Source organism: Kitasatospora sp. NPDC086791 (assembly GCF_040685975.1).
In the GTDB taxonomy this organism is placed as follows: Bacteria; Actinomycetota; Actinomycetes; order Streptomycetales; family Streptomycetaceae; genus Kitasatospora.
Genome location: NZ_JBFBOC010000006.1, coordinates 168,339 through 195,046 on the forward strand (window position 1 = coordinate 168,339; position 26,708 = coordinate 195,046).

General features: G+C 75.2%; 25 protein-coding genes and 1 other RNA gene. 13 read left to right on the forward strand and 13 right to left on the reverse strand.

Annotated features, from left to right (window positions below; all coding sequences use genetic code 11):
• Positions 1–147 precede the first annotated feature (147 nt).
• On the forward strand, positions 148–891 hold the full coding sequence (locus AB0Q99_RS12320; RefSeq protein WP_363570731.1) for a class I SAM-dependent methyltransferase: 744 nt from the start codon (positions 148–150) through the stop codon (positions 889–891).
• Positions 888–1,949 carry a prenyltransferase gene (locus AB0Q99_RS12325; RefSeq protein ID WP_363570733.1) on the forward strand — a complete coding sequence of 354 codons (1,062 nt, stop codon included), beginning with the start codon at positions 888–890 and terminating at the stop codon, positions 1,947–1,949. The genes AB0Q99_RS12320 and AB0Q99_RS12325 overlap by 4 nt, the downstream gene beginning before the upstream one ends.
• A gap of 69 nt (positions 1,950–2,018) precedes the next feature.
• Here AB0Q99_RS12325 and AB0Q99_RS12330 read toward each other — a convergent pair whose 3' ends face one another.
• From AB0Q99_RS12330 to AB0Q99_RS12345, 4 genes are all read right to left on the reverse strand, one after another.
• Complete coding sequence (locus AB0Q99_RS12330) at positions 2,019–2,909, reverse strand: hypothetical protein (protein WP_363570735.1); 891 nt, start codon at positions 2,907–2,909, stop codon at positions 2,019–2,021.
• Between the two features lie 215 nt (positions 2,910–3,124).
• Positions 3,125–4,132 carry an N-acetylmuramoyl-L-alanine amidase gene (locus AB0Q99_RS12335; RefSeq protein WP_363570737.1) on the reverse strand — a complete coding sequence of 336 codons (1,008 nt, stop codon included), beginning with the start codon at positions 4,130–4,132 and terminating at the stop codon, positions 3,125–3,127.
• A 7-nt stretch (positions 4,133–4,139) separates the two neighbouring features.
• Positions 4,140–5,405 carry a hypothetical protein gene (locus AB0Q99_RS12340; RefSeq protein ID WP_363570739.1) on the reverse strand — a complete coding sequence of 422 codons (1,266 nt, stop codon included), beginning with the start codon at positions 5,403–5,405 and terminating at the stop codon, positions 4,140–4,142.
• Between the two features lie 199 nt (positions 5,406–5,604).
• The gene (locus AB0Q99_RS12345; protein WP_363570741.1) at positions 5,605–6,258 is read right to left on the reverse strand and encodes a class I SAM-dependent methyltransferase; all 654 of its coding nucleotides are present in this window, start codon (positions 6,256–6,258) and stop codon (positions 5,605–5,607) included.
• Positions 6,259–6,528: 270 nt separating this feature from the next.
• On the opposite strand from AB0Q99_RS12345, the gene AB0Q99_RS12350 reads away from it, so the two are divergent.
• Positions 6,529–7,611: an alcohol dehydrogenase catalytic domain-containing protein gene (locus AB0Q99_RS12350; RefSeq protein WP_363570743.1), complete on the forward strand. Its 1,083-nt coding sequence runs from the start codon at positions 6,529–6,531 to the stop codon at positions 7,609–7,611.
• A 112-nt stretch (positions 7,612–7,723) separates the two neighbouring features.
• Here AB0Q99_RS12350 and AB0Q99_RS12355 read toward each other — a convergent pair whose 3' ends face one another.
• From AB0Q99_RS12355 to lanL, 3 genes are all read right to left on the reverse strand, one after another.
• On the reverse strand, positions 7,724–7,894 hold the full coding sequence (locus tag AB0Q99_RS12355; RefSeq protein ID WP_363570745.1) for a hypothetical protein: 171 nt from the start codon (positions 7,892–7,894) through the stop codon (positions 7,724–7,726).
• A 499-nt stretch (positions 7,895–8,393) separates the two neighbouring features.
• Positions 8,394–10,400 (reverse strand): alpha/beta fold hydrolase, encoded by a 2,007-nt coding sequence (locus tag AB0Q99_RS12360; RefSeq protein ID WP_363570746.1) that lies wholly within the window; start codon positions 10,398–10,400, stop codon positions 8,394–8,396.
• Positions 10,397–13,459: a class IV lanthionine synthetase LanL gene (gene lanL, locus AB0Q99_RS12365; protein WP_363570748.1), complete on the reverse strand. Its 3,063-nt coding sequence runs from the start codon at positions 13,457–13,459 to the stop codon at positions 10,397–10,399. The genes AB0Q99_RS12360 and lanL overlap by 4 nt, the downstream gene beginning before the upstream one ends.
• Positions 13,460–14,013: 554 nt before the next feature.
• Between lanL and AB0Q99_RS12370 the strand changes: the two genes are divergently transcribed.
• From AB0Q99_RS12370 to AB0Q99_RS12380, 3 genes are read left to right on the forward strand one after another with little or no spacing between them, the layout of a single operon-like run.
• On the forward strand, positions 14,014–14,850 hold the full coding sequence (locus AB0Q99_RS12370) for a Nif3-like dinuclear metal center hexameric protein (RefSeq protein ID WP_363570750.1): 837 nt from the start codon (positions 14,014–14,016) through the stop codon (positions 14,848–14,850).
• Between the two features lie 23 nt (positions 14,851–14,873).
• Positions 14,874–15,617, forward strand: coding sequence for a C4-type zinc ribbon domain-containing protein (locus AB0Q99_RS12375; RefSeq protein WP_363570752.1), 744 nt, complete (start codon positions 14,874–14,876; stop codon positions 15,615–15,617).
• A gap of 4 nt (positions 15,618–15,621) precedes the next feature.
• The gene (locus AB0Q99_RS12380; protein ID WP_363570754.1) at positions 15,622–16,755 is read left to right on the forward strand and encodes a bifunctional RNase H/acid phosphatase; all 1,134 of its coding nucleotides are present in this window, start codon (positions 15,622–15,624) and stop codon (positions 16,753–16,755) included.
• An 85-nt stretch (positions 16,756–16,840) separates the two neighbouring features.
• On the opposite strand, the gene yaaA is transcribed toward AB0Q99_RS12380, so the two are convergent.
• A complete protein-coding gene (gene yaaA / locus AB0Q99_RS12385; protein ID WP_363570756.1) occupies positions 16,841–17,626 on the reverse strand; it encodes a peroxide stress protein YaaA in 786 nt (261 codons plus the stop codon).
• Between the two features lie 11 nt (positions 17,627–17,637).
• Positions 17,638–18,090, reverse strand: a complete 453-nt coding sequence (locus tag AB0Q99_RS12390) for a DUF3995 domain-containing protein (protein WP_363570758.1) — start codon at positions 18,088–18,090, stop codon at positions 17,638–17,640.
• A 164-nt stretch (positions 18,091–18,254) separates the two neighbouring features.
• Here AB0Q99_RS12390 and AB0Q99_RS12395 point away from each other — a divergent pair, with 164 nt between their 5' ends.
• The 5 genes from AB0Q99_RS12395 (at position 18,255) to rnpB (ending at position 22,591) form a co-directional block, all read left to right on the forward strand.
• Positions 18,255–18,602: a hypothetical protein gene (locus AB0Q99_RS12395; RefSeq protein ID WP_363570760.1), complete on the forward strand. Its 348-nt coding sequence runs from the start codon at positions 18,255–18,257 to the stop codon at positions 18,600–18,602.
• The gene (locus AB0Q99_RS12400) at positions 18,599–18,985 is read left to right on the forward strand and encodes a type II toxin-antitoxin system death-on-curing family toxin (protein WP_363570761.1); all 387 of its coding nucleotides are present in this window, start codon (positions 18,599–18,601) and stop codon (positions 18,983–18,985) included. Before AB0Q99_RS12395 ends, AB0Q99_RS12400 begins: the two co-directional genes overlap by 4 nt.
• A 41-nt stretch (positions 18,986–19,026) precedes the next feature.
• Complete coding sequence (locus AB0Q99_RS12405) at positions 19,027–20,499, forward strand: RNB domain-containing ribonuclease (protein WP_363570763.1); 1,473 nt, start codon at positions 19,027–19,029, stop codon at positions 20,497–20,499.
• Positions 20,500–20,688: 189 nt separating this feature from the next.
• Positions 20,689–22,179: an MFS transporter gene (locus tag AB0Q99_RS12410; RefSeq protein ID WP_363570884.1), complete on the forward strand. Its 1,491-nt coding sequence runs from the start codon at positions 20,689–20,691 to the stop codon at positions 22,177–22,179.
• A gap of 13 nt (positions 22,180–22,192) precedes the next feature.
• Positions 22,193–22,591, forward strand: an RNA gene (rnpB, locus tag AB0Q99_RS12415) — RNase P RNA component class A.
• 195 nt (positions 22,592–22,786) lie between these two features.
• Here the strand turns inward: rnpB and AB0Q99_RS12420 are convergent.
• From AB0Q99_RS12420 to AB0Q99_RS12430, 3 genes are all read right to left on the reverse strand, one after another.
• A complete protein-coding gene (locus AB0Q99_RS12420) occupies positions 22,787–23,497 on the reverse strand; it encodes an excisionase family DNA-binding protein (protein ID WP_363570764.1) in 711 nt (236 codons plus the stop codon).
• 227 nt (positions 23,498–23,724) lie between these two features.
• Positions 23,725–23,982 carry a Prokaryotic metallothionein gene (locus tag AB0Q99_RS12425; protein WP_363570766.1) on the reverse strand — a complete coding sequence of 86 codons (258 nt, stop codon included), beginning with the start codon at positions 23,980–23,982 and terminating at the stop codon, positions 23,725–23,727.
• Between the two features lie 108 nt (positions 23,983–24,090).
• Complete coding sequence (locus tag AB0Q99_RS12430; RefSeq protein ID WP_363570768.1) at positions 24,091–24,501, reverse strand: ACT domain-containing protein; 411 nt, start codon at positions 24,499–24,501, stop codon at positions 24,091–24,093.
• A 254-nt stretch (positions 24,502–24,755) separates the two neighbouring features.
• Here AB0Q99_RS12430 and AB0Q99_RS12435 point away from each other — a divergent pair, with 254 nt between their 5' ends.
• On the forward strand, positions 24,756–24,893 hold the full coding sequence (locus tag AB0Q99_RS12435; protein ID WP_363570770.1) for a hypothetical protein: 138 nt from the start codon (positions 24,756–24,758) through the stop codon (positions 24,891–24,893).
• A 46-nt stretch (positions 24,894–24,939) separates the two neighbouring features.
• On the forward strand, positions 24,940–25,971 hold the full coding sequence (locus AB0Q99_RS12440; RefSeq protein WP_363570772.1) for a YihY/virulence factor BrkB family protein: 1,032 nt from the start codon (positions 24,940–24,942) through the stop codon (positions 25,969–25,971).
• A gap of 470 nt (positions 25,972–26,441) precedes the next feature.
• Here the strand turns inward: AB0Q99_RS12440 and AB0Q99_RS12445 are convergent, their stop codons facing one another.
• The gene (locus tag AB0Q99_RS12445) at positions 26,442–26,693 is read right to left on the reverse strand and encodes a hypothetical protein (protein ID WP_363570774.1); all 252 of its coding nucleotides are present in this window, start codon (positions 26,691–26,693) and stop codon (positions 26,442–26,444) included.
• Positions 26,694–26,708: the final 15 nt, after the last annotated feature.

A 26,708-nucleotide genomic window follows, 5' to 3' on the forward strand; every position in this document is an offset into this window, starting at 1 on the left:
CCGGGTGCGCCGACCCGCGTCCGCGGACCCGGATCCGCCGCCCCGGGGCGGCGCGCGCGTCGCCCGGCAGGGCGTGATGAAGCGTGACGAAGCGTCAAGGACGAAGCGTCGAAGACGCTTGGTAGCAATAGGAATGGGAGTCCTGCAGTGCTGACCGTCGATTTCTCGCGCTTCCCGCTCGCCCCCGGCGACCGGGTGCTCGACCTGGGCTGCGGCGGGGGCCGGCACGCGTTCGAGTGCTACCGCCGCGGCGCCAACGTGATCGCCCTCGACCAGAACACCGAGGAGATCGCCGAGGTCGCGAAGTGGTTCGCGGCGATGGAGCAGGCCGGTGAGGCCCCCGAGGGCGCGTCGGCGGTCGCGATGGAGGGCAACGCGCTGGCGCTGCCGTTCGAGGACGAGCACTTCGACAAGATCATCATCTCCGAGGTGATGGAGCACATCCCCGACGACAAGGGCGTGCTCAACGAGATGTTCCGGGTCCTCAAGCCGGGCGGCCTGATCGCCGTCACCGTGCCGCGCTGGCTGCCCGAGAAGATCTGCTGGGCGCTGTCCGACGAGTACCACGAGGTCGAGGGCGGCCACATCCGGATCTACCGGGGCGACGAGCTGCTCGGCAAGCTCAAGGACGCCGGCCTGGAGCCGTACGGCACCCACCATGCGCACGCGCTGCACTCGCCCTACTGGTGGATCAAGTGCGCGGTCGGCGTGGACAACGACAAGGCACTCCCGGTCAAGGCCTACCACCAGCTGCTGGTCTGGGACATCGTCGGCACCCCGGTGATCAGCACCCTCACCAAGGCCGCCGAGCGCGCGCTCAACCCGGTCATCGGCAAGAGCTTCGTGGCCTACGCCGCCAAGCCCAACCGCGCCCCGGGCGGCGCGGCGTGACGGCCGCCGTTCCCGAGGTGCTACTCCTGGACGGGGTCCTCGACGCCGAGCAGGCCGCCGACACCGTGCGCAGCATCCTGGCCGAGCAGCGCCCCGACGGCGCCATACCGTGGTTCGCCGGCCACCACCTGGACCCCTGGGACCACACCGAGGCCGCGATGGCCCTCGACACGGCCGGCGAGCACGCCGCCGCCGAGGCCGCCTACCGCTGGCTCGCCGCCGCCCAGAACCCGGACGGCTCCTGGTACGCCGCCTACACCGACGGCGTGGTCACCGACCGGGCCAAAGAGAGCAACTTCTGCGCCTACGTGGCGGTCGGGGTCTGGCACCACCACCTCAGCACCGGCGACGACGCCTTCCTGGAGTGGATCTGGCCGGTGGTCCGGCGCGCCCTGGACTTCATCGTCTCGCTGCGGCTGCCCGGCGGCCCGATCGCCTGGCGGGTCGGCGAGGACGGCACCGCCACCGACGAGGGGCTGCTCACCGGCTCGTCCAGCATCCTGCACGCGCTGCGCTGCGGCCTGGCCATCGCCGACTACCTGGAGGAGCCGCAGCCCGACTGGGAGCTCGCGGCCGGCCGGCTGCGGCACGCCGTGGCCCACCACCCCGAGCGGTTCCTGGACAAGGGCCGCTACTCGATGGACTGGTACTACCCGGTGCTCGGCACCGGCCTGCGCGGCGAGGCGGCGCTGGCCCGGATCGAGCGGGACTGGGAGCGCTTCGTCGTCCCCGGTCTCGGCGTGCGCTGCGTCAGCGACCGTCCGTGGGTGACCGGCGGCGAGAGCGCCGAACTGGCGCTCGCGCTCTGGGCGATCGGACAGTCCGACCGCGCGGTGGACATCCTGCGCTGGATCCAGCGGCACCTGCGGCACGAGGACGGCTCGTACTGGACCGGGTACGTGTTCGAGGACGACGCGATCTGGCCGGAGGAGCGCACCACCTGGACGGCCGGGGCGCTGCTGCTCGCGGTGGCCGCGCTCGGCGGGGACCCGGCGACGGTCGCGGTCTTCGGCGGGGACCAGCTGCCCGCCGGGCTGGTGGTCCAGGACTGCTGCTGAGCGCGGGTACGACGAAGGGGGCGGGACCGGTTCTCCGGTCCCGCCCCCTTCGGTGTGCGTCCGCGGACGTCAGCCGCGCTGCAGGCCCGAGGTGTCGGCCAGCACGCCCTGGGTGCCGTCCGCCAGCTGCGCGACCAGCGCGGTGCCGCGCTGCTCGACGGCCAGGTACCAGGTGCCGGGCACGACCTCGCCGACCGGGGCGCCGGCCGGGTTGTCCTTCGGGGCCAGCTGGCGCGGGGCCGGGACGGCGAACCAGTACGGCTGGAAGTCCGCCGCCGGGGCGGCCGGCTGCGCGACCTGGGTCGGCTGCGGGGCCTGGGCGCCGGTGTCCTGGGGCTGGGCCGGCTGGCCGGGCTGCGGCTGGCCGCCGGCCGGGAAGCCGTAGCCGCCCTGGGCACCGAACGCCGGGTCCTGGCCCTGCGCCGGGAAGCCGTACTGGCCGGGCTGGCCGGGGCCGGGGAAAGCACCCTGGAACGGGGAGGCCGGCTGGTCGGAGACCAGCGGGGCCCGCAGCGCGGGCACCAGCGGGCCGACGGCCGCCACACCGGCGAGCACGATCAGCGCGATGAGGCCCAGCCAGGCGCCGAAGCCGTGGCTGATGCTGATGGTGCTGATGCCGCTGGAGATGCCGCCGCCCAGCGACCAGACCGAGGTCCACAGCGCGGCGACGCCGAAGGCGATGCCCCACTGGTCCAGCCGCAGCCCGAGCACCTGACGGTTGGCCGCGCCCTGGCCCTGGAAGCGCTGCACCAGGATCAGCACCGCGGCGACGACGCCCAGCAGGTAGATCGAGGGCAGGATGGGGAACAGCTCGGTGCTCCACGCGTTCTGCGAGGTGTCGGACCCGCAGTACCGGCCGGAGCAGTCCACGGTCCAGTAGGGCAGGAAGGAGGCGATGAAGAGCAGGACGGCCGCGCCTGCGACGGCGGCGTCTCCCCTGGTGAGCGCGCGCAGATTCACTGACGTTCCCCTCGTTGTGTGTCGTGGACGGCGGTTCGTGCGGTCGGGCTGACCGGCCGAAACTCCCGAACGGACCAGAAGCCTAGGCCCAACCGTCCTGCCGGTGCACGGCGGGACCGGGAACGGGGCGAAGTCGTTGCGAACCGTGCGGGCCGGGCGGGTGTGCCGCCGGGCGGGGTCTGCGGCTCGACTGCCGTACCGGGTCTTCGAGTCTTCTATTGAGCCGTCAGGAACGCGGTCAGCGCGTCGGCGATCCCCTGGGCCGCCTGCTGGCGCCACTGAGGGTCCGTCATGCGCTTCGCGTCCGTCGGGTTGCGCATGTTACCGCACTCGATGAACACCTTGGGGACGGTCGACAGGTTGAGGCCGCCCAGGTCGGAGCGGGTGTCGAGGCCCTGGTCCGCGATGTAGTCCGCGTACGGCTCGCCGGTCGCGGCGTGGAAGCGGTCGCGCAGCAGCAGGCCGAGCCGGTGCGAGGGTTCGACGATCGCGGAGTTGTCCGCCTTCCCGGCCACCACCCTGGCGGGCATGATCACGTGGAACCCGCTGCCACTCGCCGGGCCGCCGTCCCCGTGCACCGAGACCGCGGCGTCGGCGTGCGCGTCGGCGCCGGCCCGGGCGCGCTCGTCGATGCACGGGCCCCAGGGGCGGTCGCCGTCCTGCACCAGCACCACCTTGGCGCCCCGGGCGGCCAGGACGGCGCGGGCCCGGCGGGAGACGTCCAGGGTGTAATCGGCCTCGGTGTAACCGGCGTTGGTCTCGGTGCCGGTGGTGTCGCACTCCTTGCGGGCGTTGCCGATGTCCACCTGACGGTTGATCTCGGCGGTGTGCGCGACGTTGCCGGGGTTGTGGCCGGGGTCGAGGACGACGGTGCGGCCGGCGAGGCTGTTCGCCGCGGCGGCGGCCGTCGGGGTCGGGGCCGCGGTCGGGGCCTGCGTCGACGGTGCGGTGGACGGTTCGGGCGCCGGCGTGTCGGAGGTCGGCGGCGGCGCGACAGGAGGGGTGAGGGGCGTCGCGCCGGGGTCCGCGGTGCCGGTCGCGCCGGGGGAGGACGGCGCCGTGGGCGGGGCGGAGGCGGCGGCCGTGGCGCCCGCCGGGCCGGAGCGGTCGAGGGCCTGCCAGCCGAACCAGCCCGCCGTGCAGAGCGGAACGGCCGCGGCCACCACCGTGGTGGCGCGCAGCAGGGCGGAACGGCGGGGCGGTCGAGGGGTGGCGCCGGTCACTGGTGGGTCAGATCCTGTCCTGGGTCCGCGGGGTGAGGCCGTAGCTGGTGGCGATCGGGTTCCACTTGGTCATGAAGTCCGTCTTCGCCTGGGTGGCCTGCGGGTTGAGCTCGTCGGCGTGCTTCTTGTCCTGGGTGGTCGGGGCCCTGCCGGAGCAGCCCTGGGCGGCGACGGCGCGCGCCCAGCTCGCGTACGCCTTGTCGATGTCGGCGGACAACTGCCAGGCGGACTTCAGCGAGTTCAGCGCGTCCGGGCCGCCCGGCACGTCCGTGACGCTCAGCTTGGCGAGCTTGGTCAGCAGCGCGGCGCGCTGGTTGGCGCCGTTGTCGAAGACCTGGGCCGCGGTCTCGATGTCGGCCTTCGACGGGCAGCTGCTCACCTTGGCGACGGCGTTGCCGATCGGGGCCTTGGCGTTCTCGCCCTCGCTGAGCAGGCCGTCCAGCGCCTGGGCCTGGGCCTGGGCGTTGGGCCCGGCGCCGGTCGCGGTCGGGGAGGGCGCGGCGGTGGGCGAGGCCGCGGCGCTCGCGGCGCCGTTCGGCGCGGTGTCCGTCCCGGTGGGCGCGGGCTGCGGGTTGCCGGCGCCGGCCCCGGGGGTGGCGGCCGGGGCGGGCACGGCCCGGTTGTCCTTGTCATCGCCGCCCCGGGCGGCGAACACCAGGCCGCCGCCGATGGCCAGCACCAGGAGCAGAGCGAAGCCGATCAGCAGGGGAGCCTTGCGGTTGACCGGGCGGTCCTGGTCGTCGTCCTCGTCCTGGTAGGAGGTCGGGTAGTCGGCCGGGTAGCCGGGCTGGGCGCCGTACGGGGGCTGCGGCGGGGCGCCGGGGGGCTGGGGGTAGCCGTAGCCCTGCGGGGCCTGGTACTGCGGGGCCTGGTACGGCGGGGTCCCGTACTGCGGAGGCTGCTGCGCGGTCGCGTGGGAGGGGAACGGCGAGGCCGCGGGCGGGGCGCCGTACGGGGGCTGCGGCGGGGCCTCGGTGCGGGGGATCGGGGCGGTCGGCGGGTCGTAGCCGGGCGCGTCGGCCAGGTACGGGCGGGCGCCGAGCGGGGGGCCCTGGTCGCCGACGGCGCCGGGCACGGGCGGTGGCGCGACCATGCTCAGGCGGGGGTCGACGGGGGCCTGCGGGCCTGCGGGTGGCCGGGCGGCGGCGGGTGCGGGGGCCTCGGGGGCGGGCTCGGCACCGGCCGGGTGCTGCGGGCCGCGCACCCAGCCGCCGGCCCCGCCGCGCGCCGTGGGGTCCCAGACCGCCGGAGCGGTGTTCTGCTGGTCCGTCATGTCGCTGCTGGCCCCCACCGTCCGCCGATGCTCTGCCTGGTGCTGCGCGGCCACCGTACCGTTCGAACCCCCGCCCGACAGCCTCGGCACGACGTTAGAGCATCGGCGCGGGGCCGTGGGGCGGCTCGGGGGATCCCGTGGGCGGCTCGGCGGAGACGGGGGAGACGGCGGGGGCGGCGGGGCCCGGGGGCGTCGGGGGTCAGCGGGCGGAGCGGCGCAGGACGCGCAGGGAGCCGGTCACCGAGACCTCCTCGAAGCCCTCGGCGAGCGCCCGCAGGTACACCCGGTACGGGGCCTGGCCGCCGTCCGCCGGGTCCGGGAAGACGTCGTGCACCACCAGCAGGCCCTCCGGCGCCAGGTGCGGCACCCAGCCCTCGTAGTCGCCGGTCGCGTGCTCGTCGGTGTGCCCGCCGTCGATGAACACCAGGCCCAGCGGGCGGCCCCAGAGGGCGGCGATCCGCGGCGAGCGGCCGACCAGCGCCACCACGTGCTCCTCCAGCCCGGCGGCGTGCAGGGCGCGGCGGAACCGGGGCAGGGTGTCCATCAGCCCGACCTCGGGGTCGACCAGGGTCGGGTCGTGGTACTCCCAGCCGGGCTGCTGCTCCTCCGAGCCGCGGTGGTGGTCCACGGTCAGCGCGACCGTCCCGGTCTCCCGGGCGGCCGCCGCCAGCAGGATCGCCGAGCGGCCGCAGTAGGTGCCGATCTCCAGAACGGGCAGACCGGTGCCGCGGGCCGCCGCCACCGCGGCCGCGTACAGCGCGAGCCCCTCGTCCACCGGCATGAACCCGGTGGCCGCCTCGAACGCCGCCAGCACCTCGGGCGCCGGGCGGGCGCTCTGCAGCAGGTCGGACATGCGATGCTCCTCGGGTCGGGGCGGGGACGGACGTGGGTCGGACCCTACTGGACGGTAGCGGTGGCGGCGCGCGCGGGCCCGGCGCTCCGGCCGGAATCGGGCGGTCCTCCGGGCGGTCCGGTCGGAGCGGGCGGCCCAGGCGGCCCAGGGTGGACGAGCCGCTGCCCGCCCCGGGTGGAACCCGTTCTACTGGCGGTGCGCGGGCCGTGCCAGAATCGCCCCGTCCGAGGATCCACTCCGCGTCACGCGATGCACACAGGGAGCAGCCCCATGCGCGCAGCCGTCCTGCACAAGACCGGCCAGGACACCCTCGACGTCCGCGAGGACGTGACCGCGGTCGGCTTCGGGAAAGGCGGCGTCCGGGTCCGGATGCGCGCCGCCAGCCTGTGCCACTCCGACCTCTCCGCGATGAGCGGCGTCCTGCCGCAGCCCGCGCCGTTCGTCCCCGGGCACGAGGGCGCCGGCGACGTGGTGGAGGTCGGCGAGGACGTGACCGGGTTGCGCGTCGGCGACCGCGTGGTGCTCTGCTGGATGGCCCCCTGCGGCCGCTGCGACCACTGCGAGCGGGACCGCGGTCACCTCTGCGTCGCCAGTCTGCGCCGGCTCGGCGCCCCCGGCTTCCGGATCGAGGAGGGCGGCCTGACCGCCTCCGGCTTCTACGGCACCGGTGCCTTCGCCGACGAGGTCGTGGTCGACGCCGCCGCCGTCATCAAGGTGCCCGACGACCTGCCGTACGAGATCGCCGCGCTGATCGGCTGCGGGGTGACCACCGGCATCGGAGCGGCGGTGAACACCGCCCGGGTCGAGCCCGGGGCGTCCGTCGCGGTGATCGGGGCGGGCGGCGTGGGCGTGGCCACCGTCCAGGGCGCCCGGGTCTGCGGCGCCGGCCGGATCACCGTCGTCGACCCGGTCGCCTCCCGCCGCGAGCGGGCCCTCGCCTTCGGCGCCACCGAGGCGATCGCCCCCGAGGACCTGAAGGCGGTGGCCAAGAAGCTGCCCGGCGGCGGCTTCGACTACGTCTTCGAGGCGGTCGGCCGGGCGGCCACCGTCCGGGCCGGGTACGACGCGGCCCGGCGCGGCGGCGCGGTGGTCGTCATCGGCGCGGGCGCCCAGGACGACCTCGCGCAGTTCACCATGGGCGAGCTGTTCTTCAACGAGAAGCGCCTGCTGCCCTCGCTCTACGGCGGGGCGACCGTCGGGCGCACCGTCGCGCTGGTGGTGGACCTCTGGCGGGCCGGCCGGATCGACCTCGGAGGCATGATCACCCACCGGGTCGGCCTGGCGGACGTCAACGAGGCGATCGCGCAGATGCGCAGCGGCGAGGCGCTGCGGACCGTCGTGACGATGGACTGACGCTTGGCGGGTTGCCCGGGCCGGCGGCAGAGCCGGCGCTCGGGCGAACGGACCGGGGCCCGCCGGGGGAGTGCTGCTCCCCCGGCGGGCCCCGTGCGTGGTGCGGGTGGGATCAGCCACGCGCCACGGCCGCGCGGTGGCGGCCGTGCGGGGCGGAGACCGGGCTGTCATCGGAGGCGGACCGGCCGCGGTGGCGGCCGTGCGCGGCGTCCTCGGCCGTCTTCTCGTCGGCGTCGGTCCCGATGAGCGCGGGTCCGGTGGTGTCGGTGAGGGTGTCGGACATGAGAGATCGTCTTTTCCGTGCGGAGGGTGCAGGTCATCGGCGCCCGGCCGGCGCCGGGGGCGCACGGGCGAGTCCCCGATCGGGCGCTCGGTACGCGTCCGTACCAGGTGATCGCGGCCCGTGCCCCGGCCACCATAACGGCCGGAACGATCGAGATCCTATCGAGATCATGACGCCGGCCCCGCGCTGGTCCGGGGCCCGGAACCGAGCCGGTGACCGACCGGCGCGCGGGTGGCGGCGGCCTCGACGGGCGGGGCGAGGCCGGGGGCGAGGGTCCGGCCGATGGGACGTCGGGGCAACCGGGAGCTCCCGTCGGAGAGTTCGGAGCGGTGGGGGACAGGAGGGGGGACAGGAGGGGGCGGAAGAGGGGGGAAGGGGGAGGGAAGGGGACGGCGGAGCCGGTGGGAAGACGGCGGGTACCGCCCCCGCCCGCCCACCCGCCCGCCCGTCCGGACGGACAGGCGGGCACGGCACCCGGTCACGGCCGCCCGATCGGCGGTCAGCCCGGTCGGCCGGTCCGCAGGAACGCGGCCAGCAGCTCGTGCAGCACGGCGGCGCCCTCCTCGGCGAGCACCTCGTGCCCGGACCCGGCCGCCTCGACGTACCGGAAGTCCGCGCCCTCGATCCGGCCGATCCGCAGCAACTCGTGCCGCAGCGAACGGGACTGGCTGACCGGCACGACCTGATCCCGGTCGCCGTGCACCACCAGCAGCGGCGCGCTCAGCCGGTGCGCCAGCTGCAGCACGTCGCGCGGGCCGCGGGCGTCGGCGATCGGCTCGCCGCCGCCCAGCCGGGCGGTCAACGCCGCCACGGGGGGCGCCGCTTCGGCCAGCAGCCGGGCGCCGGACAGGAACGGGGCGACCACCGCGCAGCGGGCGACCTGCTCGGCCGGTGCGTGCGCGGCCGCCAGCAGCGCCAGGAAGGCGCCGTAGCTGACCCCGAACAGCGCGGGCGGTTCCAGGCCGAGTGCCGCGCGCTGGCCGGCGATGCCGTCCAGCAGGTACAGCACGTCGTCCAGGTCGGGGCCGCCCCAGGCGCCCCGGATGGCCAGCGCGTGCGCCACGCCGTAGCCCGTGGAACCGCGCTGGTTGGGCGCGACCACCGCCAGGCCCTCGGCGGCCATCCGCTGCAGCGCCGGGTCGAACTCCAGCCGCCAGGCGTCGGCCGGGCCGCCGTGCAGCGCCAGCACCAGGTGGGGGCTGCTCAGCCAGGCGTCGCCGCCGTACACCACCGCCTCCAACGGGCTTGTCGGGCCCGCCAGTTCGAGGCTCTGCGCGGGATGCCAGCGGCCGCCCTCGCCGGGCGGGGTGCTGCCGTCCAGCCGCCAGCCGGGCGGAGGGGTCCGGGCGGGGCGCACCTCGCCGGGCTGCCAGGGCAGGACGGTGTCCCGCCACGGGCCGGGCGATCCCGGGGCCGACGGGGCGAGTCGGAGCGGCGCGAGTTGCAGCGGCAGCGGCATCGGGCCGGTACCGGTCGGCACCGGGCCGTGCGCCAGCAGCGCGTCCACGTCCAGGGTGGCCAGCGCCGCCGGGTGGTCGGGCGAGGAGTACGGCAGCCGCAGCCCCGCCGCGTCCCAGTGCCCGACCGCGCCGAGCCGCCCGGGCGGCACCGGCAGCGGGTCCAGCCGTCCGGTGGACGGCCGCCACAGCGCGAGCGCCGACCCGGCGCCGTGGTCGATCTGCAGCACCACCCGGGGGCCGTCGGCCCCCTGCCGCAGCGCGACCGGCCGCAGGAACACGCCCCCGATGTGCAGGCACTCCGGGAACCGCAGCGGCTCGCCGCCGCCGAGGACGCCCCAGCCGAGCCGGTCGGTGCCGGGGGCGTCGCTGCGTACCATCGCGAACCGGCTGTCCGGGTCGAACAGCACCAGCCGGTCGTTGCTGTGCTCGCCGATCTCCAGCAGCGGGGTGGTGGTGCCGCTGCGCAGGTCGAGCACCACGCTGCGGACCAGCCCCGCGTCCACCCGGTCCAGCGCGAGCAGTGCGCCGGTGTGGTCCAGCCAGGCGCCCCCGCCGTGCAACCCCGGGATCTCGGCCACCGGTTCGGGCGCGGTGCCGTCCGTCCGCACCAGCCAGGCGGTGGTCGCCGGACGGGTGTCGGTGCCGAGGGCGACCGCCACCGGTGCCCAGGGGCCGGCGCCGTCCGGCACGGGGAGCGGCAGCAGCCGCAGCCCGGCCATCCGGAGGGATGCCAGGGGCTGCTCCACGGCGGCGGTTCCGCCGTGGTGGAGGCGGACCAGGTCGTGCCGCTCGCCGTCGTGCCGGCCGACCAGCACCGAGCCGTCCGGCAGCGCGACCAGCTGGGAGCGCGGGCTCTCCGAGCGGTTGCCGGGCAGCGGCAGCGCGAGCGGCGCGGCCGGGGTGCCGTCCGGCGGCAGTCGCCAACCCTCCACGTACCAGCCGCTGTCGGCGGAGGAGGCCAGGCAGGCGGCGTGGCTGCCGTCGGCGGCGAAGGCGAAGCCCAGTCGGCGCAGGGCCTGTGTCACGGTCCGGGTGGCCACGGTCATGCTCCGCTCACCCCGCTTCCGTCGGGCGGGAGTCGGCGCCCGGCGGGTGGGAGACAGCGCCCGGCGGGCGGAAGCGGACTCCCTGCGGGCGGGACCGGGTCCAGCCAGAGCCGGGGGCCGCCGTGGCGCAGCCGCAGCAGGAAGGCCAACGGGCCCGTCGTGCCGGTGCCGTAGGCCGGGGCACAGCCGGTGCCGGTCTCGTCCGGGAGTACCAGGAGGCCCTCGCGCAGGGCCGAGCGGGTGGCCAGCAGGGTGGCCAACTGCTCGGCGCCGGTGCGGAATCCGGGCTCGCCGGTGGCCTCGGCGAGGTCCAGCAGGTACTCGCCGTCGCCGGCCAGTCCGTGGCAGGCGCTCGCGCCGCCGTGCCAGCGTCCGGCCAGTACGGCGCGTCCGGCGGCGCGGGCCAGGTCGAGCGATTCGGCGTCGCCGGTGGCGCGCCAGAGCCGCAGCAGGAAGCTGCCCACGCCGGAGGAGCCGCTGCACCAGTGCGCGCGCCGGACGTGCTCCGGGTCGTTCGCGCCCTGCGGCCACCAGGCGGTCTCCTGCCCGGCGCCCGGCCGGTCGCCCGGTCCGTCGCCCCACCGCACGGTCGCGGCGAGGGTCCGGCCGGCCTCGGCCGCGCCGGTGAGCAGGGCCTCGTCGCCGGTCGCCCCGGCGGCGGCCAGGAGGAAGGCGCCCACGCCGGCCGCGCCGTGGGCGAAGCCGAGCCGGGTGATCCCGGCGAGCGCCGAGTCGAAGTCCGCGGGCACCGGCCAGACCGTCCCGTACGGCGCGCGCCGGGCCGCGGTGAGCAGGGCACGGGCGCCGCGGCAGGCCCGGGCGCCGAAGCCGTCGGCGGTGAGGTCCGCGGTGGCGGACGGCCCGCCGGCGAAGCCATCCGCGGTGGCGCCATCGGCGGTGAAGTCATCGGCGGCGAAGCGGAGCTGGGTGAATCCGGCGCCGGCCGCGCCGTGCCGGACGCCGGGGTCGGGCCATTCGACCGGGATCCGGCGGGCGAGGCCGGCGGCGCGGCCGGCGAGCGGGGAGTCGCCCAGTGCGCGGGCGGCGTCCAGCAGGGCCCAGGCCGTCCCCGAGCGCCCGAAGTGCAGCCCGGGCAGCACCACCGGTTCGGCGGCGATGCGCCGCTCGATCCAGTGCGCGGCGGTCCGGGCCGTCCCCGCGGCCTCCGCCCGCACCCCGGCCGGCAGCCCCTCGGCCGCGACCGCCCGGGCCAGCACGGCCAGCACCCCGGCGGCGCCGTGCTGCACGTTGCACGGGTCGGTCCGCTCGCCCGCGGGCACCACGGGCCACAGCCGGTCCGGTCGCTCCGGCGTGACGGTGGCGGTGAGGTGCCGCAGGCCGTCGTGCAGGAGGCGGTCGAGCAGCGGACGGTCGAGCAGGAGGCGGCCGAGCGGCGCGGCGCCGTCGGTGGCGCTCCCCGGAGCCGTGGCGGTCCGGGCGCCGCCCCATCGGGTGCGGGCGTGCGGGAGGGGTGCGCCGCCGGAGGGGCGCGCGGCGCCGTACCCCGGGCGCGCGCCCGGGGCGGTGGGCGCATCGGCACCGCCCGCGCCCGCGCGCAGCGCCTCCCGGACCCGCGCGACGGGCCACCGCTGCCCGGGCTCCTCGGCCCGCAGCCCGAGGACCGCCGGGGCCAGGCGGCGCGCGGTGGTTCCGGTCCGGGCCGCGAGGACGAGCCAGCGGCCGAGCCGTTCGGCGACCGGACGGGCCTGCGGGAGGTCGTCCGGCAGGAGCGGGTCGTGGCCGGTGGCCAGGAGGAAGAGCAGCCCGCCGAGGGCGTACCGGTCGACGGCCGGGTCGGCGACGAGGCTGCCCGCGGGGGCGAGCCGGCCGGGTCCGTGTTCGGGGGCGCGGTAGCCGGGGGTGCCGGCCGGTCCGGCGGGCCGGCCGGCCTCGGCGGCGAGTCCGAGGTCGATCAGCCGCAGCGTGCCGTCCGGGCGGACCAGGACGGTGCCGGGGGAGAGGTTGCGCAGCACCAGGCCCTGCGCGTGCACCCGCTCGACGAGGTCGAGCAGGGCGTGCGCGACCGGCCCGGCCTCGGCCCAGACGACGCCGGGGCTGCCGTCGCGGCGCAGCCGGGCGCCGACCCAGCCGTCGAGCGGCTGTCCGACGACGCGTTCCTGCACCAGGAAGACGGAGTCGTCCTGTTCGATCAGCTCGACGGCGCGCGGCGCCAGGTCCTGCCCGCTCAGCCGGTCGAGCAGCGCGGCCTCGTGCCGCAGCGCGTCACGGGCGTCGGTGCCCGCGCGGTCGACCTCGATGTGCGCCCGGGCCTGCTTGACCACGACCTCGGTGCCGCTCGACGCCTCCCGTCCGAGGAACACCCCGCCCTCGGCGCCGTGCCGGACGGCGGCGGTCACCTCGTACCGGCCGGCCAGCAGTGCGCCGCCCTCCCGCCTGCCTCGGGCCCGGCTCCGAGCGGGGGCCGATGTCGGGTTCGATGCCGCGGCGGCCCGGGCGCCCAGCGGATCCCGCACCCACCCCGGCACCCGGTACGGCCCCCCGCGCACGTCCACGGCCCGCTCCCCGCCGGGCCCGCGCAGCACCGACCGGTACTCCCCGTCGTTGCCCAGCTCCGCCGGCCGCGCGAACGCGCCGTACCGGTAGTGCACCCGGCTCCCGGGCCGGTACGGCCGGGCGGAGGGCACCACCGGCCCCGGCAGCCCGGCGGTGGCCCGGTCGAGCTCGGCCGCCAGCCGCTGGAACTGCGCGTCGTCCGCGGGATGGACGGTGATGAACTCCCCCGTCGAACCACGGTCGCCGTGCCGGGAGTTGAGCTCGCTCAGCCGCTCCTGACCGGCGGCGAACCGGAAGTCGCACGGGTCCTCGGCGAGCACCCGGACGACGGCCGAGAGCACCTCCTCGCCCACCACCGACGCCGCGCTCACCTGGAGCTTCCACCCCTGCTCGGGCAGCGGCGAGGACGCGGACGGCCGGGCCGTGCACCAGAAGCCGTCGACGGTGACGTCCCAGCCGCCGTCGCCTCCCCGGCCTCCGGCACCGGCCAGTGCCGCCCGCGTCGTCTCCGGCCACGAACCGACCGCACTCGGTCCGCGCCCCACCGATCCCCTGCCCCCGGCCGTACGCAGCGATGTGCCCGCCCCCATGCCGCCACCACATCCCTTCGTCTCCGCCGCCACGGGTGCCCACTGCTCCGGCCCCCGGGCGGACGGCCCGGCCCGATCGGTTTCCTCTCGCGCCCCTCGGCGCCTCCCCTCCGAGGGGGCCACGGGACGCGGCCTCCGGCGGCTCACGCGGGGCCGCTGCCGGGGCAACTCCCGTTCGCAGGAGTGAAGTTAGTTTCGAGAAAACCGGCAGCTCAACGCAGAGCCGGTCACTTCACTCGTAAGGGTGATCCGGGAGCGGTTTCGGATTCGTCCGAGAGCGCCGTTGTGAGCAGTGAGCGCCGGGCGCACCGGCGTGCACGGCCCGCGCGGGCCGGTCCGAGCGCCCCTCGCCGCAGGTTGACGCGCATCCGTGCGCCGGCGGCACCCCTCGCCGCCCGCACTGCCGCCCCCGTCGCCGCCCCGCCACCACCCCGCCACCACCCCGCGGCGGCCCCGGCACCCGAACGGCCGAGGCCCGATCGCCCCCGCGCGCACGGTAGTCTCGACAGGTGCCGAAACTGTCCGACGTCATCACCGCGCTCGAAGAGGTCTACCCGCCGCAGTGGGCGGAGTCCTGGGACGCCGTCGGCCTGGTCTGCGGGGACCCTCAGGCCGAGGTCCGCCGCGTGCTGTTCGCCGTCGACCCCGTCCAGGCGGTCGTCGACGAGGCCGTGGAGTGGGGCGCCGACCTCGTGGTCACCCACCACCCCCTCTACCTGCGCGGCACCACCAGCGTCGCCGCCACCGGCTTCAAGGGCCGGGTGGTGCACACGCTGATCACCAACGGCATCGCCCTGCACGTCGCCCACACCAACGCCGACCACGCCGACCCGGGCGTCTCGGACGCGCTGGCCGAGGCGGTGGGCCTGCGGGTGACCGGTCCGCTGGTGCCGGACCCGACCGACCCGCTGGGCCGCCGGGGCGCCGGCCGGATCGGCCTGCTGGAGCCCCCGCTGCCCCTGTCGGCGTTCGCCGCGCGGGTCGCCGAGGGCCTGCCCGCCACCGCCACCGGCGTCCGCGTCGCGGGCGACCCGAACCGGCTGGTCAGCCGGGTCGCGGTGTGCGGCGGCTCGGGCGACAGCCTCTTCGCCGAGGTGCGGGCGGCCGGCGTGGACGCCTACCTGACCGCCGACCTGCGCCACCACCCGGCCTCCGAGGCCGCCGAGGCGGCGTCCGTCGCGCTGATCGACGCCGCCCACTGGGCCACCGAGTGGCCCTGGCTCGGCCTGGCCGAGCGCGCCCTGCAGTCCGCCGCAGACAAGCGCGGCTGGGCCGTGGAGACCAAGGTCTCCCACCGGGTCACCGACCCGTGGACCGCGCACGCCCCCATGTCCTTCACCGCCTGACCCGATTCACAGGAGCTCTCCGCTTGAACGCCGCGCCCGCCGACCAGATCCGCCTGCTCGACCTCCAGGCCTTCGACTCGAAGCTCGACCAGCTGGCCCACCGGCGCCGGACGCTGCCCGAGCACGCCGAGATCGACAAGGCCTCCGCCGACCACACCGCCCTCAAGGACCTCGTCGTCGCCGCCGAGGCCCAGAAGAGCGACACCGCCCGCGAGCTGACCAAGGCCGAGCAGGACGTCGAGCAGGTCCGCACCCGGGCCGCCCGCAACCAGCAGCGGCTGGACTCCGGCGCGATCACCTCGCCGAAGGACCTGGAGAACCTCCAGCACGAGATCGGCTCGCTCTCCAAGCGCCAGGGCGACCTGGAGGACGTCGTCCTGGAGATCATGGAGCGCCAGGAGAGCGCCAAGAGCCGGGTCGAGGAGCTGTCCGCCCGCCTGGAGCACTCCACCGTCGTCCTCACCGAGGCCGAGGGCCGCCGCGACGCCGCCTTCGCCGAGATCGACACCGAGGCCGACAAGGTCAAGCGCGACCGCGAGACGGTCGCCGCGGTCATCCCGGCCGACCTGCTGAAGGTCTACACCAAGCTGCGCGAGACGCAGGGCGGCGTCGGCGCGGCCCGCCTCTACCAGCGCCGCTGCGAGGGCTGCCGCACCGAGTTCTCGATCACCGAGCTGAACGCCATCAAGGCCGAGCCGGCCGACAAGGTCGTCCGCTGCGAGAACTGCTCGCGGATCCTGGTCCGCACCGCCGACTCGGGCGCCTGAGCCGGTGCCGGCGCGCTTCATCGTCGAGGCGGACGGCGGGTCCCGGGGCAACCCGGGGCCGGCCGGCTACGGCGCGGTGGTCCGTGACGGGGACACCGGGCAGATCGTCGCCGAGGCCGCCGAGTTCATCGGCCACGCCACCAACAACGTGGCCGAGTACAAGGGCCTGATCGCCGGGCTCAGGGCGGCCCGCGAGCTCGACCCGGACGCCTCGGTGGACGTCCGGATGGACTCCAAGCTGGTCGTCGAGCAGATGTCCGGTCGCTGGAAGATCAAGCACCCCGACATGCAGCCGCTCGCCGCCGAGGCCCGCACGGTCTTCGCGCGCGGCCGGGTCACGTACACCTGGATCCCGCGCGAGCGGAACAAGGACGCCGACCGGCTGGCCAACGAGGCGATGGACGCGGGCCGGGCCGGGCGCCAGTGGGAGCCGCGGCCGAAGGCCGTGGCCGTCGACGAACCGCCGCCGGAGACCACCGCCCCCAGGGCCGGCTGGGCCGCCCCCGCCGACCTCGGCACCCCGACCACCTTCGTCCTGCTGCGCCACGGCGAGACCCCGCTCACTCCGGAGAAGCGCTTCTCCGGCAGCGGCGGCAGCGATCCGGAGCTCTCCGACAAGGGCCGCTGGCAGGCCGGGCGGGCCGCCGAGGCACTCGCCGAGCGCGGCAGCGTCCAGGCCGTGGTCGCCTCCCCGATGCGCCGCACCCGGCAGACCGCCGAGACCGTCGCCGCCCGGCTCGGCCTGGAGGTCCGGTACGAGGACGGGCTGCGCGAGGTCGACTTCGGCGACTGGGAGGGACTGACCTTCGCCGAGGTGCAGGAGCGCCACCCGGCCGACCTGGCGGCCTGGCTCGGCTCCGCCAAGGCCAAACCGACCGGCAGCGGCGAGAGCTTCACCACCCTCACCCACCGGGTCGGCGTCGCCCGGGACAAGACCATCGCCCGGTACGCGGGGAAGACGGTGCTGGTGGTCTCGCACGTCAGCCCGATCAAGACGCTGGTCCGGCTGGCCCTCGGCGCCCCGCCGGACTCGATGTACCGGATGGAGCTGAGCGCCGCCTCGATCTGCGCCGTCCAGTACTACGCGGACGGCAACGCCTCGCTGCGGCTGCTCAACGACACCTCGCACCTGCGCTGATCCGGTCCCGCTGCTCGCTCCCCGCCCCGCCGCGGTGGCCCGGGGCGGGCACGGGAGCGGGAGCGGGTGCCGGTGGGGGTGCCGGTCAGTGCACCTCGGTGACGACCACGTCCAGCTGCCACGGCTTGCGGGCGGTGCCCTCCGCCGCGAGCTCCACCCGGTGGCCCAGCGCCGCCAGCGCGTCCATCAGCTCGCCGGGCGTCTTCGGCTCGGCCCCGGAGACCAGCAGGTCCCGGACCAGACGGCCCTTGGTCGCCTTGTTGAAGTGGCTGACCACGGTGCGCCTGCCGTTCCGCTCCTGCAGCACCCGGACGGTCGCGGTCCGGGCGGCCACCTCGCCGGCCGGCTTCCAGGCCGCCGCGTACGCGGAACTGCGCAGGTCCAGCACCAGCCCGTCCGCCACCTCCGGAAGCACGGCGGCCATCGCGTTCCGCCAGTACGCCCCGAGCGCCCCCGGTCCGGGGAGTTTCACGCCCATCGAGCAGCGGTAGGACGGGATCCGGTCGGAGATCCGCACGGCGCCCCAGAGACCGGAGAACACCAGTAGCGAGCGCTCGGCCCGGTCGTAGGCGGCGGAGTCCAGGGTGGCCAGGCCGAGGTTGTCGAACAGCACCCCGGTGTAGACCTCGCCCGCCGGACGGGCCCCGGCGGTCGGCAGACCGGCGTTCTTGGCGATCTCGCCGCGCAGCCCGGGGGAGAGGCCGAGCACCTCGGCGGCGGTGTCCTCGTCGCCCCGGCAGAGGCCGACCAGTGCGTCCAGCACCGCCCCGCGCGCCGCCGTCAGCCCGGGCAGCGACAGCCGGTCCAGCGCCACCGGCCCGCCGTCCCCGGACCCGGCCTTGCCCTCCGAGGGCGGCAGCAGCACCAGCACAGCGGACTCCTTCAACACGTCGTGGCGGACGAACCCCGCCACCCTACTGCGGCCGCCCCGGCTCCCAGCGCCACGCAGAGGGGCGCGTAGTACCGGCGGTCCAGCCGCCGGAACCGCTCCGAGCGCTCGACCGCGCCGCCGAACAGCGCCGGCCCCCCGACCCCGCGCGCCAGCAGCACCCCGGCCACCGTCCGCACCCCGGCCCGCCGCACCCGCGCCGGCCCCACCCCGGGCAGCACCCCGGCCTCCGCGCCCACCAGGTACGCGGCCGCCCCCAGCATCCCCGCCACCGCGACGCAGGCCGCCGCCGGCGGCACTCCCTCGCCCGCGCCCACCACGGTGTCCGCGAACTCCTCCGGCGTCCGCAGCGGCCACGGCGTGACCGCCCACACCGCGTGCAACGCCCCCGTCGCCGCCAGCACCCCCGACACCACGACCCCGGTCGCCCGCACCGCACCGCTCATCGCCGGAACCCCCTTCGCGCCGCCCACGTCCACCCGACCCACCCTACGAAGCCTTACACCGGGCCCCGTCGGCCCCGCCGCCCCCGCCGGCCCGACGACCCCGGCAATTCGGTGGGAACCTTCCGCGTCCGCGACTACCGTGAGCAGCGAGGAGAGTGATCGAGATGACCCTGCGACCCCTGGACCTGGTACCCGACGACGGTGACGCCGTGGAGGAGTCGCTGTCCGTGCGGCTGCCGGCGGGCCTGCCGGAGGAGACGCGGCAGGCGCTGGAGTTCGCGCTCCGGGCGACGGCGCAGGCGGTGATGGCCGGGCGGGTCCGGGTGACCGGGGCGCCGGGCGGGTCGGACACCGCCGAACTGGCCTTCGAGGTCCGGCAGTCCGAGCTGCCGGACGCGCTCACCGAGCAGGCCCGGCCCGACCGGCCCGACCGGGCCGAGCGCCGGGCGGCCATGGTGGCCCGGATCCGCGCCGCCAACGCGGAGACGCTGGAGAGGCTGAAGGACCTGTGACGGCGCCCACCGAGTACCAGTACCTGGACCTGGCGGACGTCACCTACCTCGCCGGCGGTCCGCAGAACATCCGCGACCTCGGCGGCCTGCTCTCGGCGATCGCCCGTCCGCAGGCGAGCGTGTTCGGCGGCGACGCCTACCCGGACCTCTGGTCCAAGGCGGCCGCCCTCGGGCAGAGCCTGGCCCGCAACCACCCCCTGGTGGACCGCAACAAGCGGACCGCGTTCGAGGCGATGCTGCTGTTCCTGGACTACAACGGCGAGCCGTACACCGACCCGCGTCCGGACGACGCCGTGGCGTTCATGCTGCGGCTGGCCACCGGCGGGTACGACGAGGCGGTCGCGCTCGCGGCGAAGGACCTGAAGTCCCTGCTGGGACGCTGAGCCTCCGTCCGGACTCACCCGATCCGCCCTACGCTGCCTCCATGCCTCGCCGAAAACTGCGCGTCAAGGCCGCCGACTCCGCCCGGATCAACACCGAGCTGACCGAACTCCGCACCCGCCTGGAGATCCACACCGAGTGGCCGGAGGCGGTGCTCGCCGAGGCGGAGGAGGCGGCCGAACGCCCCCGGCTGCCCGAGCACGACGCCACCGACCTGCCGCTGTTCACCGTCGACCCGCCCGGTTCGCGCGACCTCGACCAGGCCATGCACCTCACCCACCGCCCGGGCGGCGGCTACCGGGTGTACTACGCGATCGCCGACGTCGCCGCCTTCGTCCGCCCGGGCGGCGCGATCGACACCGAGGCCCGCCGCCGGGTCGAGACCCTCTACTTCCCGGACCACCGGATCCCGCTGCACCCCACCCGGATCTCCGAGGACGCCGCCAGCCTGCTCCCCGGCGAGCCCCGGCCCGCCCTGCTCTGGCAGCTGGACCTGGACGCCGACGGTTCCGTCGTCCTCGCCGACCTGCGCCGCGCCCTGGTCCGCTCGCACCGCCGCCTGGACTACGCCGCCGTCGAACGCGCGGTGGACCTGGGCGGCGCCGACGAACAGCTCGCCCTGCTCGCCACCGTCGGCCGGCTGCGCGAGGAGCAGGAGCGCGCCCGGGGCGGGATCAACCTGCCGGTGCCCGAGCAGGAGGTCGAGGAGACCCTGCACGGCTACGTCCTCGGCTACCGCGCGCCCGGCCCCGCCGACGGCTGGAACGCCCAGATCTCGCTGCTCACCGGCATGGCCGCGGCCGAACTGATGCTGGACGCGGGCGTCGGCCTGCTGCGCACCCTGCCCGCCGCGCCCGCCGGCGCGTACGAGCGGCTGCGCCGGATCGCCGCCGCGCTGGACGTGCCCTGGCCGCAGGCGCTCCCGTACCCGGAGCTGATCCGCTCCCTGGACCCGGACGTGCCGTTGAACGCCGCCTTCCTGAACGCCTGTACGGGCCTGCTGCGCGGCGCCGGCTACCACGCCTTCGACGAGTCCCGCGGCCGGCCCGCCCCCGCCGAGCCGGGCCACGCCGCGCTCGCCGCCCCGTACGCGCACTGCACCGCGCCGCTGCGCCGGCTCGGCGACCGCTTCGCGCAGGAGGTGTGCGCCGCGGTGGCGGCGGGGGAGGACGTGCCGGACTGGGCGCGGGAGGCGCTGCCGGACGTGCCGGCGCTGATGGCGAGCGGGGACCGTCGCGCGGGCGAGGTCGAACGGGCCTGCGTGGACCTGGTGGAGGCGGAGCTGCTGGCGGGCCGGGAGGGCGAGGACTTCCCCGCGGTGGTCATCGACGTGGACGAGAAGCGGCCCGCCGCCGGCACCGTGCAACTGCGCCACCCCGCCGTCCGGGCCCGCTGCGACGCGTCGGGGGTCGCCGCGGACGGCGCCGCCGCCCGGCTGCCGCTCGGCCGGGTGATCGAGGTCCGGCTGACGAAGGCCGACCCGGCCACCCGGACCGTCCGCTTCGCGGCGGTGTAGCGGTGTAGCGGCGCAGCGGAGCTGTGGGGCAGCGGGGCGGGGTCCTGCTGGGACACGGTTCCGCCACCCGGACGGATCCGTTCCGCCACCCGGACGGATCCGTTCCGCCACCCGGACGGGTCCGTCCCGCCGTCCGCCCCCGGCCCGCGGTGGGAGGATCGGCCCGTGCTCGATGCCCCGTCCCCCGCCGTGGCGCCGCCGCCCGCGCCCGCGCCCGCACCCGGGCGCCGCCGCCGGCTGCTCGTCCTGGCGATCTGCTGCCTGAGCCTGTTCATCGTCGGCCTCGACAACACCGTGGTGAACATCGCCCTGCCCGCGATCCAGCGGGACCTGCACGCCCCGGCGTCCGGGCTGCAGTGGATCATCGACGCCTACACCCTGGTGCTGGCCTCGCTGCTGATGCTGTTCGGCTCGGTGGCCGACCGCTTCGGCCGCCGCCGGGTGTTCCAGACCGGGCTGGTGTGCTTCGCGCTCGGCTCGCTGCTGTGCAGTCTGGCGCCGAGCCTGGAGTGGCTGGTGGCGTTCCGGGCGCTGCAGGCGGTGGGCGGTTCGATGCTCAACCCGGTGGCGATGTCGATCATCACCAACACCTTCACCGACCCGAGGGAACGGGCCCGGGCGATCGGCGTCTGGGGCGGTGTGGTGGGCATCTCGATGGCGCTCGGCCCGCTGCTCGGCGGCTTCCTGGTGGACGGCGCGGGCTGGCCGTCGATCTTCCTGATCAACGTCCCGGTCGCGCTGGTCGCCATCGCGCTGACGGCCCGCTACGTCCCGGAGTCCCGCTCGCCCCGGCCGCGTCGGCCGGACCCGGTGGGGCAGCTGCTGATGATCGTGCTGCTCGGCTGCGGCACCGCGGCGATCATCGAGGGCCCGGGCAACGGCTGGACCTCCCCGCTGATCCTCGCCCTCGCCGCGACCGCCGTGGCCGCGCTGGTCGCCTTCCCGCTGTGGGAGCGGAGGGTGGCCGAGCCGTTGGTGGACCCGCGGTTCTTCGCGAGCGCGCCGTTCGCCGGGGCGACCGTCACCGCGGTCTGCGCCTTCGCCGCGCTCGGCGGCTTTCTCTTCCTCAACACCCTCTACCTGCAGGACGTCCGGCACTACGGCCCGGTCGAGGCCGGCCTGTGGACGCTGCCGATGGCCGGGATGATGCTGGTCTGCGCGCCGCTGTCCGGACGGATCGTCGGCAGCCGGGGCCCGCGGCTGCCACTGGTCGCCGCCGGTCTCGGCCTGGCCGCGAGCGGGCTGCTGCTCACCCGGCTGGCCGCCGACTCCCCGCCGTCGCTGCTGCTGGCCGCGTACGGGCTGTTCGGCTTCGGCTTCGGCATGGTCAACGCGCCGATCACCAACGCCGCCGTCTCCGGGATGCCGCGGGCCCAGGCGGGCGTGGCGGCCGCGGTCGCCTCGACGAGCCGTCAGATCGGCCAGTCGCTGGGCGTCGCGGTGATCGGTACGGTCGTCGCCTCGGCCGTGGTCGGCTCGGTCGCCACCGGCTTCGCGCGGGCCAGCCACGCCGGCTGGTGGATCCTGGTCGGTCTGGGCGGCGCGATCCTGGCGCTGGGCCTGGTCACCACCACCGCCTGGGCGGGCGCCACGGCCGCCCGGGTGGCCGCCCGCCTCGGCGGCGAGCCGCCGGCCGTCCGGTCCGGTGTACGGGAGGCGCCGCCCGAGCGGCTACGATGACCACTACGGCGGAAGAGCCGGCCGGGCGGTCGCGACGGGTCACCAGACCCGCCGAGGAACGTCCGGGCTCCACAGAGCAGGGTGGTGGGTAACGCCCACCCGGGGTGACCCGCGGGACAGTGCCACAGAAAACAGACCGCCCACCGCTTCGCGCGGCGGGTAAGGGTGAAACGGTGGTGTAAGAGACCACCAGCGACCGGGGTGACCCGGCCGGCTAGGTAAACCCCACCTGGAGCAAGGTCAAGATCGGCGCCCTCGGGCGCCGTGCGCGGACGCCTGAAGGCTGCTCGCCCGAGTCCGCGGGTGGACCGCACGAGGCTGTCGGCAACGGCAGCCCTAGATGGATGGCCGCCTCCCCGGGCCGCGCAAGCAACCCGGGAGACAGAACCCGGCGTACAGGCCGACTCTTCCGCCGTACCAGGGGCTTTGCCCCCGGAAGGGCCTCTGACCTGCGTCGGAGGCCCTTTCCGAGCTTTCGGGGGCTGCCGTGTCAGGCGGTAGAACGCCCCTCGAAAGCCCCTCGGACAGAGCCGAAGGGCCCAGAAAAGTCCCCAGGAATGATCTTGACCTGGGATGGTTGAGCAGGCCTGATGCAGAGCGGGGATGGTCACTCAGCGGCCTTACGGGTGTAGCGGGCGAGGGTGCGGGCGCGCAAGGCTGCGGCGTCGAGTTCTCCGCGTGCGTAGGCGTCGAGGCCGGCGGTGGTGTCTGCGCTGACGCGCAGCCCCTCGGCCTCGGTGGAGCCGATGGCAGAGGCGACCGCCGCTTGGCGACGTTGGGCTTGCTCGTTCTGTTCGCGTCGTCGGTAGCCCTCCAGGGATGCGACGTCCACACGGCGGTGGGTGCCGACCATGCGGAACTCGATCAGGCCCTTGTCGAGCAGCTTGACCAGGTGCGGCCGGGAGACGCCGAGGGTCTTCGCCGCCTGGATAGTGGACAGCTCCATACTCTTGGCGATGACCTCGACCGTGCGGCCGGAGGCAATGAGCGCCATGGTCTCCATGAGGACCGCCAGGGCTTCGCGCGGCACCTCCACGGTGACCTCGCCCGCTTCGGCGACGGTGATGTGGAACGTCTCGGCACTGCTGGTGAGGGCGTCCCGCAGGCATGGCACGGCCTCCTCGACGCTGCGCTTGCGCTGCTCCTTCCGCGTCCGCAGGGCCTGGGTCCCACGCAGTGCCAGCGGGTTCTCAGCGGGGCGCTTGCGCGGCAGCTTCTTCCGAGTGCGGGAGGTCTCGATCTCGTAGCTGAAGATCGTCGTACTGTCGCCGGTGGGGTGCTTCTTCGGCTTGGCCGGTTTCCGTTCCTGGTGGGTCACGGGCATAGGTGCGGACGGCAGTCCGCGCCTTTGTCCCGCAGGTCGTACGGCCGCAGTGCCGTGGACTGTCCGCGCCCGGGGAACGGGTCCAGGGTCTTCGCCCCAGCCTCGCGCATCTGCTCGGCAGCCTGGTTCGGCTCGGTTGAGGCGGAGGCGGCTCCCAGCGCCGTGCTGACTGACGGCTCGCTCCGCCCCCTCCCCGCCTTCGGGCGGGGCTGCCCCCGCGGCTAGGCGGGGTGGGTGCCGACGGCGTCGCGGATCTGCTCGCCGAGGCCACCGTTGACCCGGGCGCAGTTGGCGCAGCAGAAGAACATCCCGGCCACTTCGACGCCGTGGCCCACGATGCGGACGTCGCACTGCTCGCAGCGCGGCGCGAGCTTCTCCATCGCGCACTCGAAGCTGTCGAAGGTGTAGGTGTCGCCGGTGACCGTCCTGATCTCGAAGGCCAGCCAGTAGTCGTTGCCGCAGGTGACGCAGATGGCCATGGCGGCCGTCTCCTTCCGGTCGGGCCGCCCCCGGCGGGGCGGCTCCTCCCAGTGTCGAAGGCCCGGTCGGCGGCGGCCACCCGGCGGGACTGTCGGGGCGTACCGGGCTCAGCCCGAGGACGGGCCCTGGCGTTCGGAGAGCTCCTCCAGGGCGCGGACGGCGCGGTCGGCGTCGTCGGCGGCGACGAACAGGTGGTCGTGGTGGAAGCCGGCCACCACGTTGCAGCTGATCCCGTCCTCGGCGAGCCGGGCGGCCACGGCGGCGGTCAGACCGACGGCCTCCAGTGCCGAGTGGATCTGCAGGGTGATCCAGGCCGCCACGTACTCGTAGCGCAGCCCGAGCGCGTCCGCCTCCTCCTGGGTGACCACCACCGTCACCCCCTCGGGCTCGGCGACGGTCACCACCGGCCGCATGCCGGCGGGCACCTTCGCGGGCAGCGTGCAGTAGACGTACCGCCCCGGGTTGAGCTGCGGGCGCATCCCGCGCAGTAGGGTCGCAAGATCTCGTTCTCCGGCCATGCCCGCCACCGTAGCGGCTGGGCGGTGGGCGCGTCCCGGGCCCAACGGCCGTGTCGGGCGCAGCCGGGCGGGCCGCCGGGGGAACTGCCGGGCGGGCCGGCGGTGTCATCGAAGATCGACCGCCCACGTCGGGACTGTCCGGTTCCCCGTTCCAGCTCGGCCGGTTCCCACCGTGCGGCCGGCGGTGGGACCATGAGAAAGCGGTTACCGTGCCGCCGACCATCGCACCTCGGAACGAGGGATGATCATGGTCAATGGGCCTGGCCCTGCCGTTCCTGGCGGTGCTGATCAATGACTGGCCCCATATGAAGGTGCTCTGGGCCTACCACCTTCAGTCGTCCGGTCACGTGCCCGGAGTCATCTACGGCATCTACCAGGTGGTCAAGGGCTGAGGCCCCACTCGCCAGAACAGGTACTCGACACGCCGGATTGACACCCATGTCACGACACGAGAACGAACACCGGCACACAAGCACAGGTGACGAGGCCAGGCCTGCCACCGGTGGCGCCGGTTCCACCGAGAGCCCGACCGACCTGCCCAAGAGGTCGTGGTGGGGCGTCCTGAAACGCACCACCAAGCAGTTCAAGGCCGACAGCCTCAGCGACGCGGCAGCCGCGCTCACCTACTACGGCCTGCTGGCGATCTTCCCCGCTCTGCTCGCGCTGGTGTCGATCCTGGGGCTGGTCGGCAGCCCCGCCACCAAGCCGCTACTCGACCACATTCGCGACCTCGGCCCCGGATCCGTCCGCCAGATCCTCACCGCCGTGGTGCAGCAACTCCAAGCCGCCCAAGGCAAGGCAGGCATCGCGCTGGCCATCGGGATCATCCTCGCCCTGTGGTCCGCCTCCGGCTACGTCGCGGCCTTCACGCGCGCCGCCAACAACGTCTACGGCATCGACGAAGGCCGCCCGTTCTGGAAGGCCCTGCCCACCCGGCTCGCCCTGACCGTCGTCCTCGTCGTACTCCTCGCCCTGACCGCCACCGGAGTCGTCTTCACCGGCACACTGGCCACCAAGACAGGGAAGATCCTCGGAGTCGGCGAGAACGCCGTACAGGTCTGGGGCATCGTCAAATGGCCGATCCTCGTCATCATCGTCACTGCGATGGTCACCCTGCTCTACTGGGCCGCGCCCAACGCCAAACGACCGAAGCTGCGCTGGATCGTCCCCGGGAGCCTGGTCGCCGTAGCCCTCTGGATCATCGCGTCCGGCGCGTTCGCCCTCTACGTCGCCGACCTCGGCAGCCTCAACAGCACCTACGGCAGCATCGGAGCCGTGATCCTCTTCCTCCTCTGGTTCTGGGTCTCCAACGTCGCAATCCTGCTGGGCCTCGAGTTCAACTTCGAGCTGGAGCGCGGACGAGCCATCGAAGCCGGTCACCCACCCGAGGAAGAGCCCCACCTCGAACCCCGCGACACCCACGAACCACCGCCCGACACCGCACAAGATCACGACAGCCCCAGTCACTGACTCCCCGGTCTGCTCGCCGCTTCGCCTGTCGCCACATGGAGCGGTGCGCCGGTGGGCTGTGCGCCGCCTCGACCTCGCTCCGGATCCGTACCGAGCGGACCACCGGCATCCGGCCGAAGCGCCAGGTGTGGACCGCCACTCCGGTCACTACCTCAAGGCTCGGCAAGTCCGGGTAACGCTCGAATCCAACACGGAGGCGGGTGAGTCGGGTCACCGGGTGTCCCGTCTGAACGTGGTTTGACCGGACCCAGCGACGTTTGATCGCGGCACGACGGGCCGGCCCACCCCCGACGAGCCTGCGGGTCCGACGTCCCCGGCCCGTACGGCGGCCGCCGCCGCCAAGAGGGACCAACCGTCGACCTGCACCGCCCGCCGTTCCTCCGGCTGCCACCCGCGGGCCGACGCCACGTCGAGCAGCGCCCGGACGGTGCCTGGTCAGTTGTCTTGTGTCAAATGATCTCGACCGTTCGTCAAGCGATCTTGACGAGTGGGCTCTCCCCGGAGGCGCCGTCGGCGAGCATCGGAATGTCGGCGTTCAGGCACCATCGCGGTGAATCGGCTGCGCCTCCGGGGGTGCCCAGCCGGACGATGGCGTCGCCGAGCGCGACGTACCAGGCCGAGGGCGGGCCCTCGCTCCGACAAGGCGGTTCGGCTCCGCGCGGCGGACCATCCCGCAGCCGATCAAGATCAAGTGGCGGGAACCTGTCGTCCATCAAGATCATTTGGCAAACAATCAA

Bases quoted from the DNA above. Each gene is read 5' to 3' on its own strand.
- AB0Q99_RS12425 (WP_363570766.1), bottom strand. From the start codon at position 23,982: ATGGCCATCTGCGTCACCTGCGGCAACGACTACTGGCTGGCCTTCGAG.
- AB0Q99_RS12405 (WP_363570763.1), top strand. From the start codon at position 19,027: ATGCCTCGCCGAAAACTGCGCGTCAAGGCCGCCGACTCCGCCCGGATC.
- AB0Q99_RS12355 (WP_363570745.1), bottom strand. From the start codon at position 7,894: ATGTCCGACACCCTCACCGACACCACCGGACCCGCGCTCATCGGGACC.
- AB0Q99_RS12440 (WP_363570772.1), top strand. From the start codon at position 24,940: ATGTCACGACACGAGAACGAACACCGGCACACAAGCACAGGTGACGAG.
- AB0Q99_RS12340 (WP_363570739.1), bottom strand. From the start codon at position 5,405: ATGACGGACCAGCAGAACACCGCTCCGGCGGTCTGGGACCCCACGGCG.
- AB0Q99_RS12430 (WP_363570768.1), bottom strand. From the start codon at position 24,501: ATGGCCGGAGAACGAGATCTTGCGACCCTACTGCGCGGGATGCGCCCG.
- AB0Q99_RS12350 (WP_363570743.1), top strand. From the start codon at position 6,529: ATGCGCGCAGCCGTCCTGCACAAGACCGGCCAGGACACCCTCGACGTC.
- AB0Q99_RS12345 (WP_363570741.1), bottom strand. From the start codon at position 6,258: ATGTCCGACCTGCTGCAGAGCGCCCGCCCGGCGCCCGAGGTGCTGGCG.
- AB0Q99_RS12395 (WP_363570760.1), top strand. From the start codon at position 18,255: ATGACCCTGCGACCCCTGGACCTGGTACCCGACGACGGTGACGCCGTG.
- AB0Q99_RS12445 (WP_363570774.1), bottom strand. From the start codon at position 26,693: ATGATCTTGATGGACGACAGGTTCCCGCCACTTGATCTTGATCGGCTG.
- AB0Q99_RS12435 (WP_363570770.1), top strand. From the start codon at position 24,756: ATGGGCCTGGCCCTGCCGTTCCTGGCGGTGCTGATCAATGACTGGCCC.
- AB0Q99_RS12360 (WP_363570746.1), bottom strand. From the start codon at position 10,400: ATGACCGTGGCCACCCGGACCGTGACACAGGCCCTGCGCCGACTGGGC.
- AB0Q99_RS12390 (WP_363570758.1), bottom strand. From the start codon at position 18,090: ATGAGCGGTGCGGTGCGGGCGACCGGGGTCGTGGTGTCGGGGGTGCTG.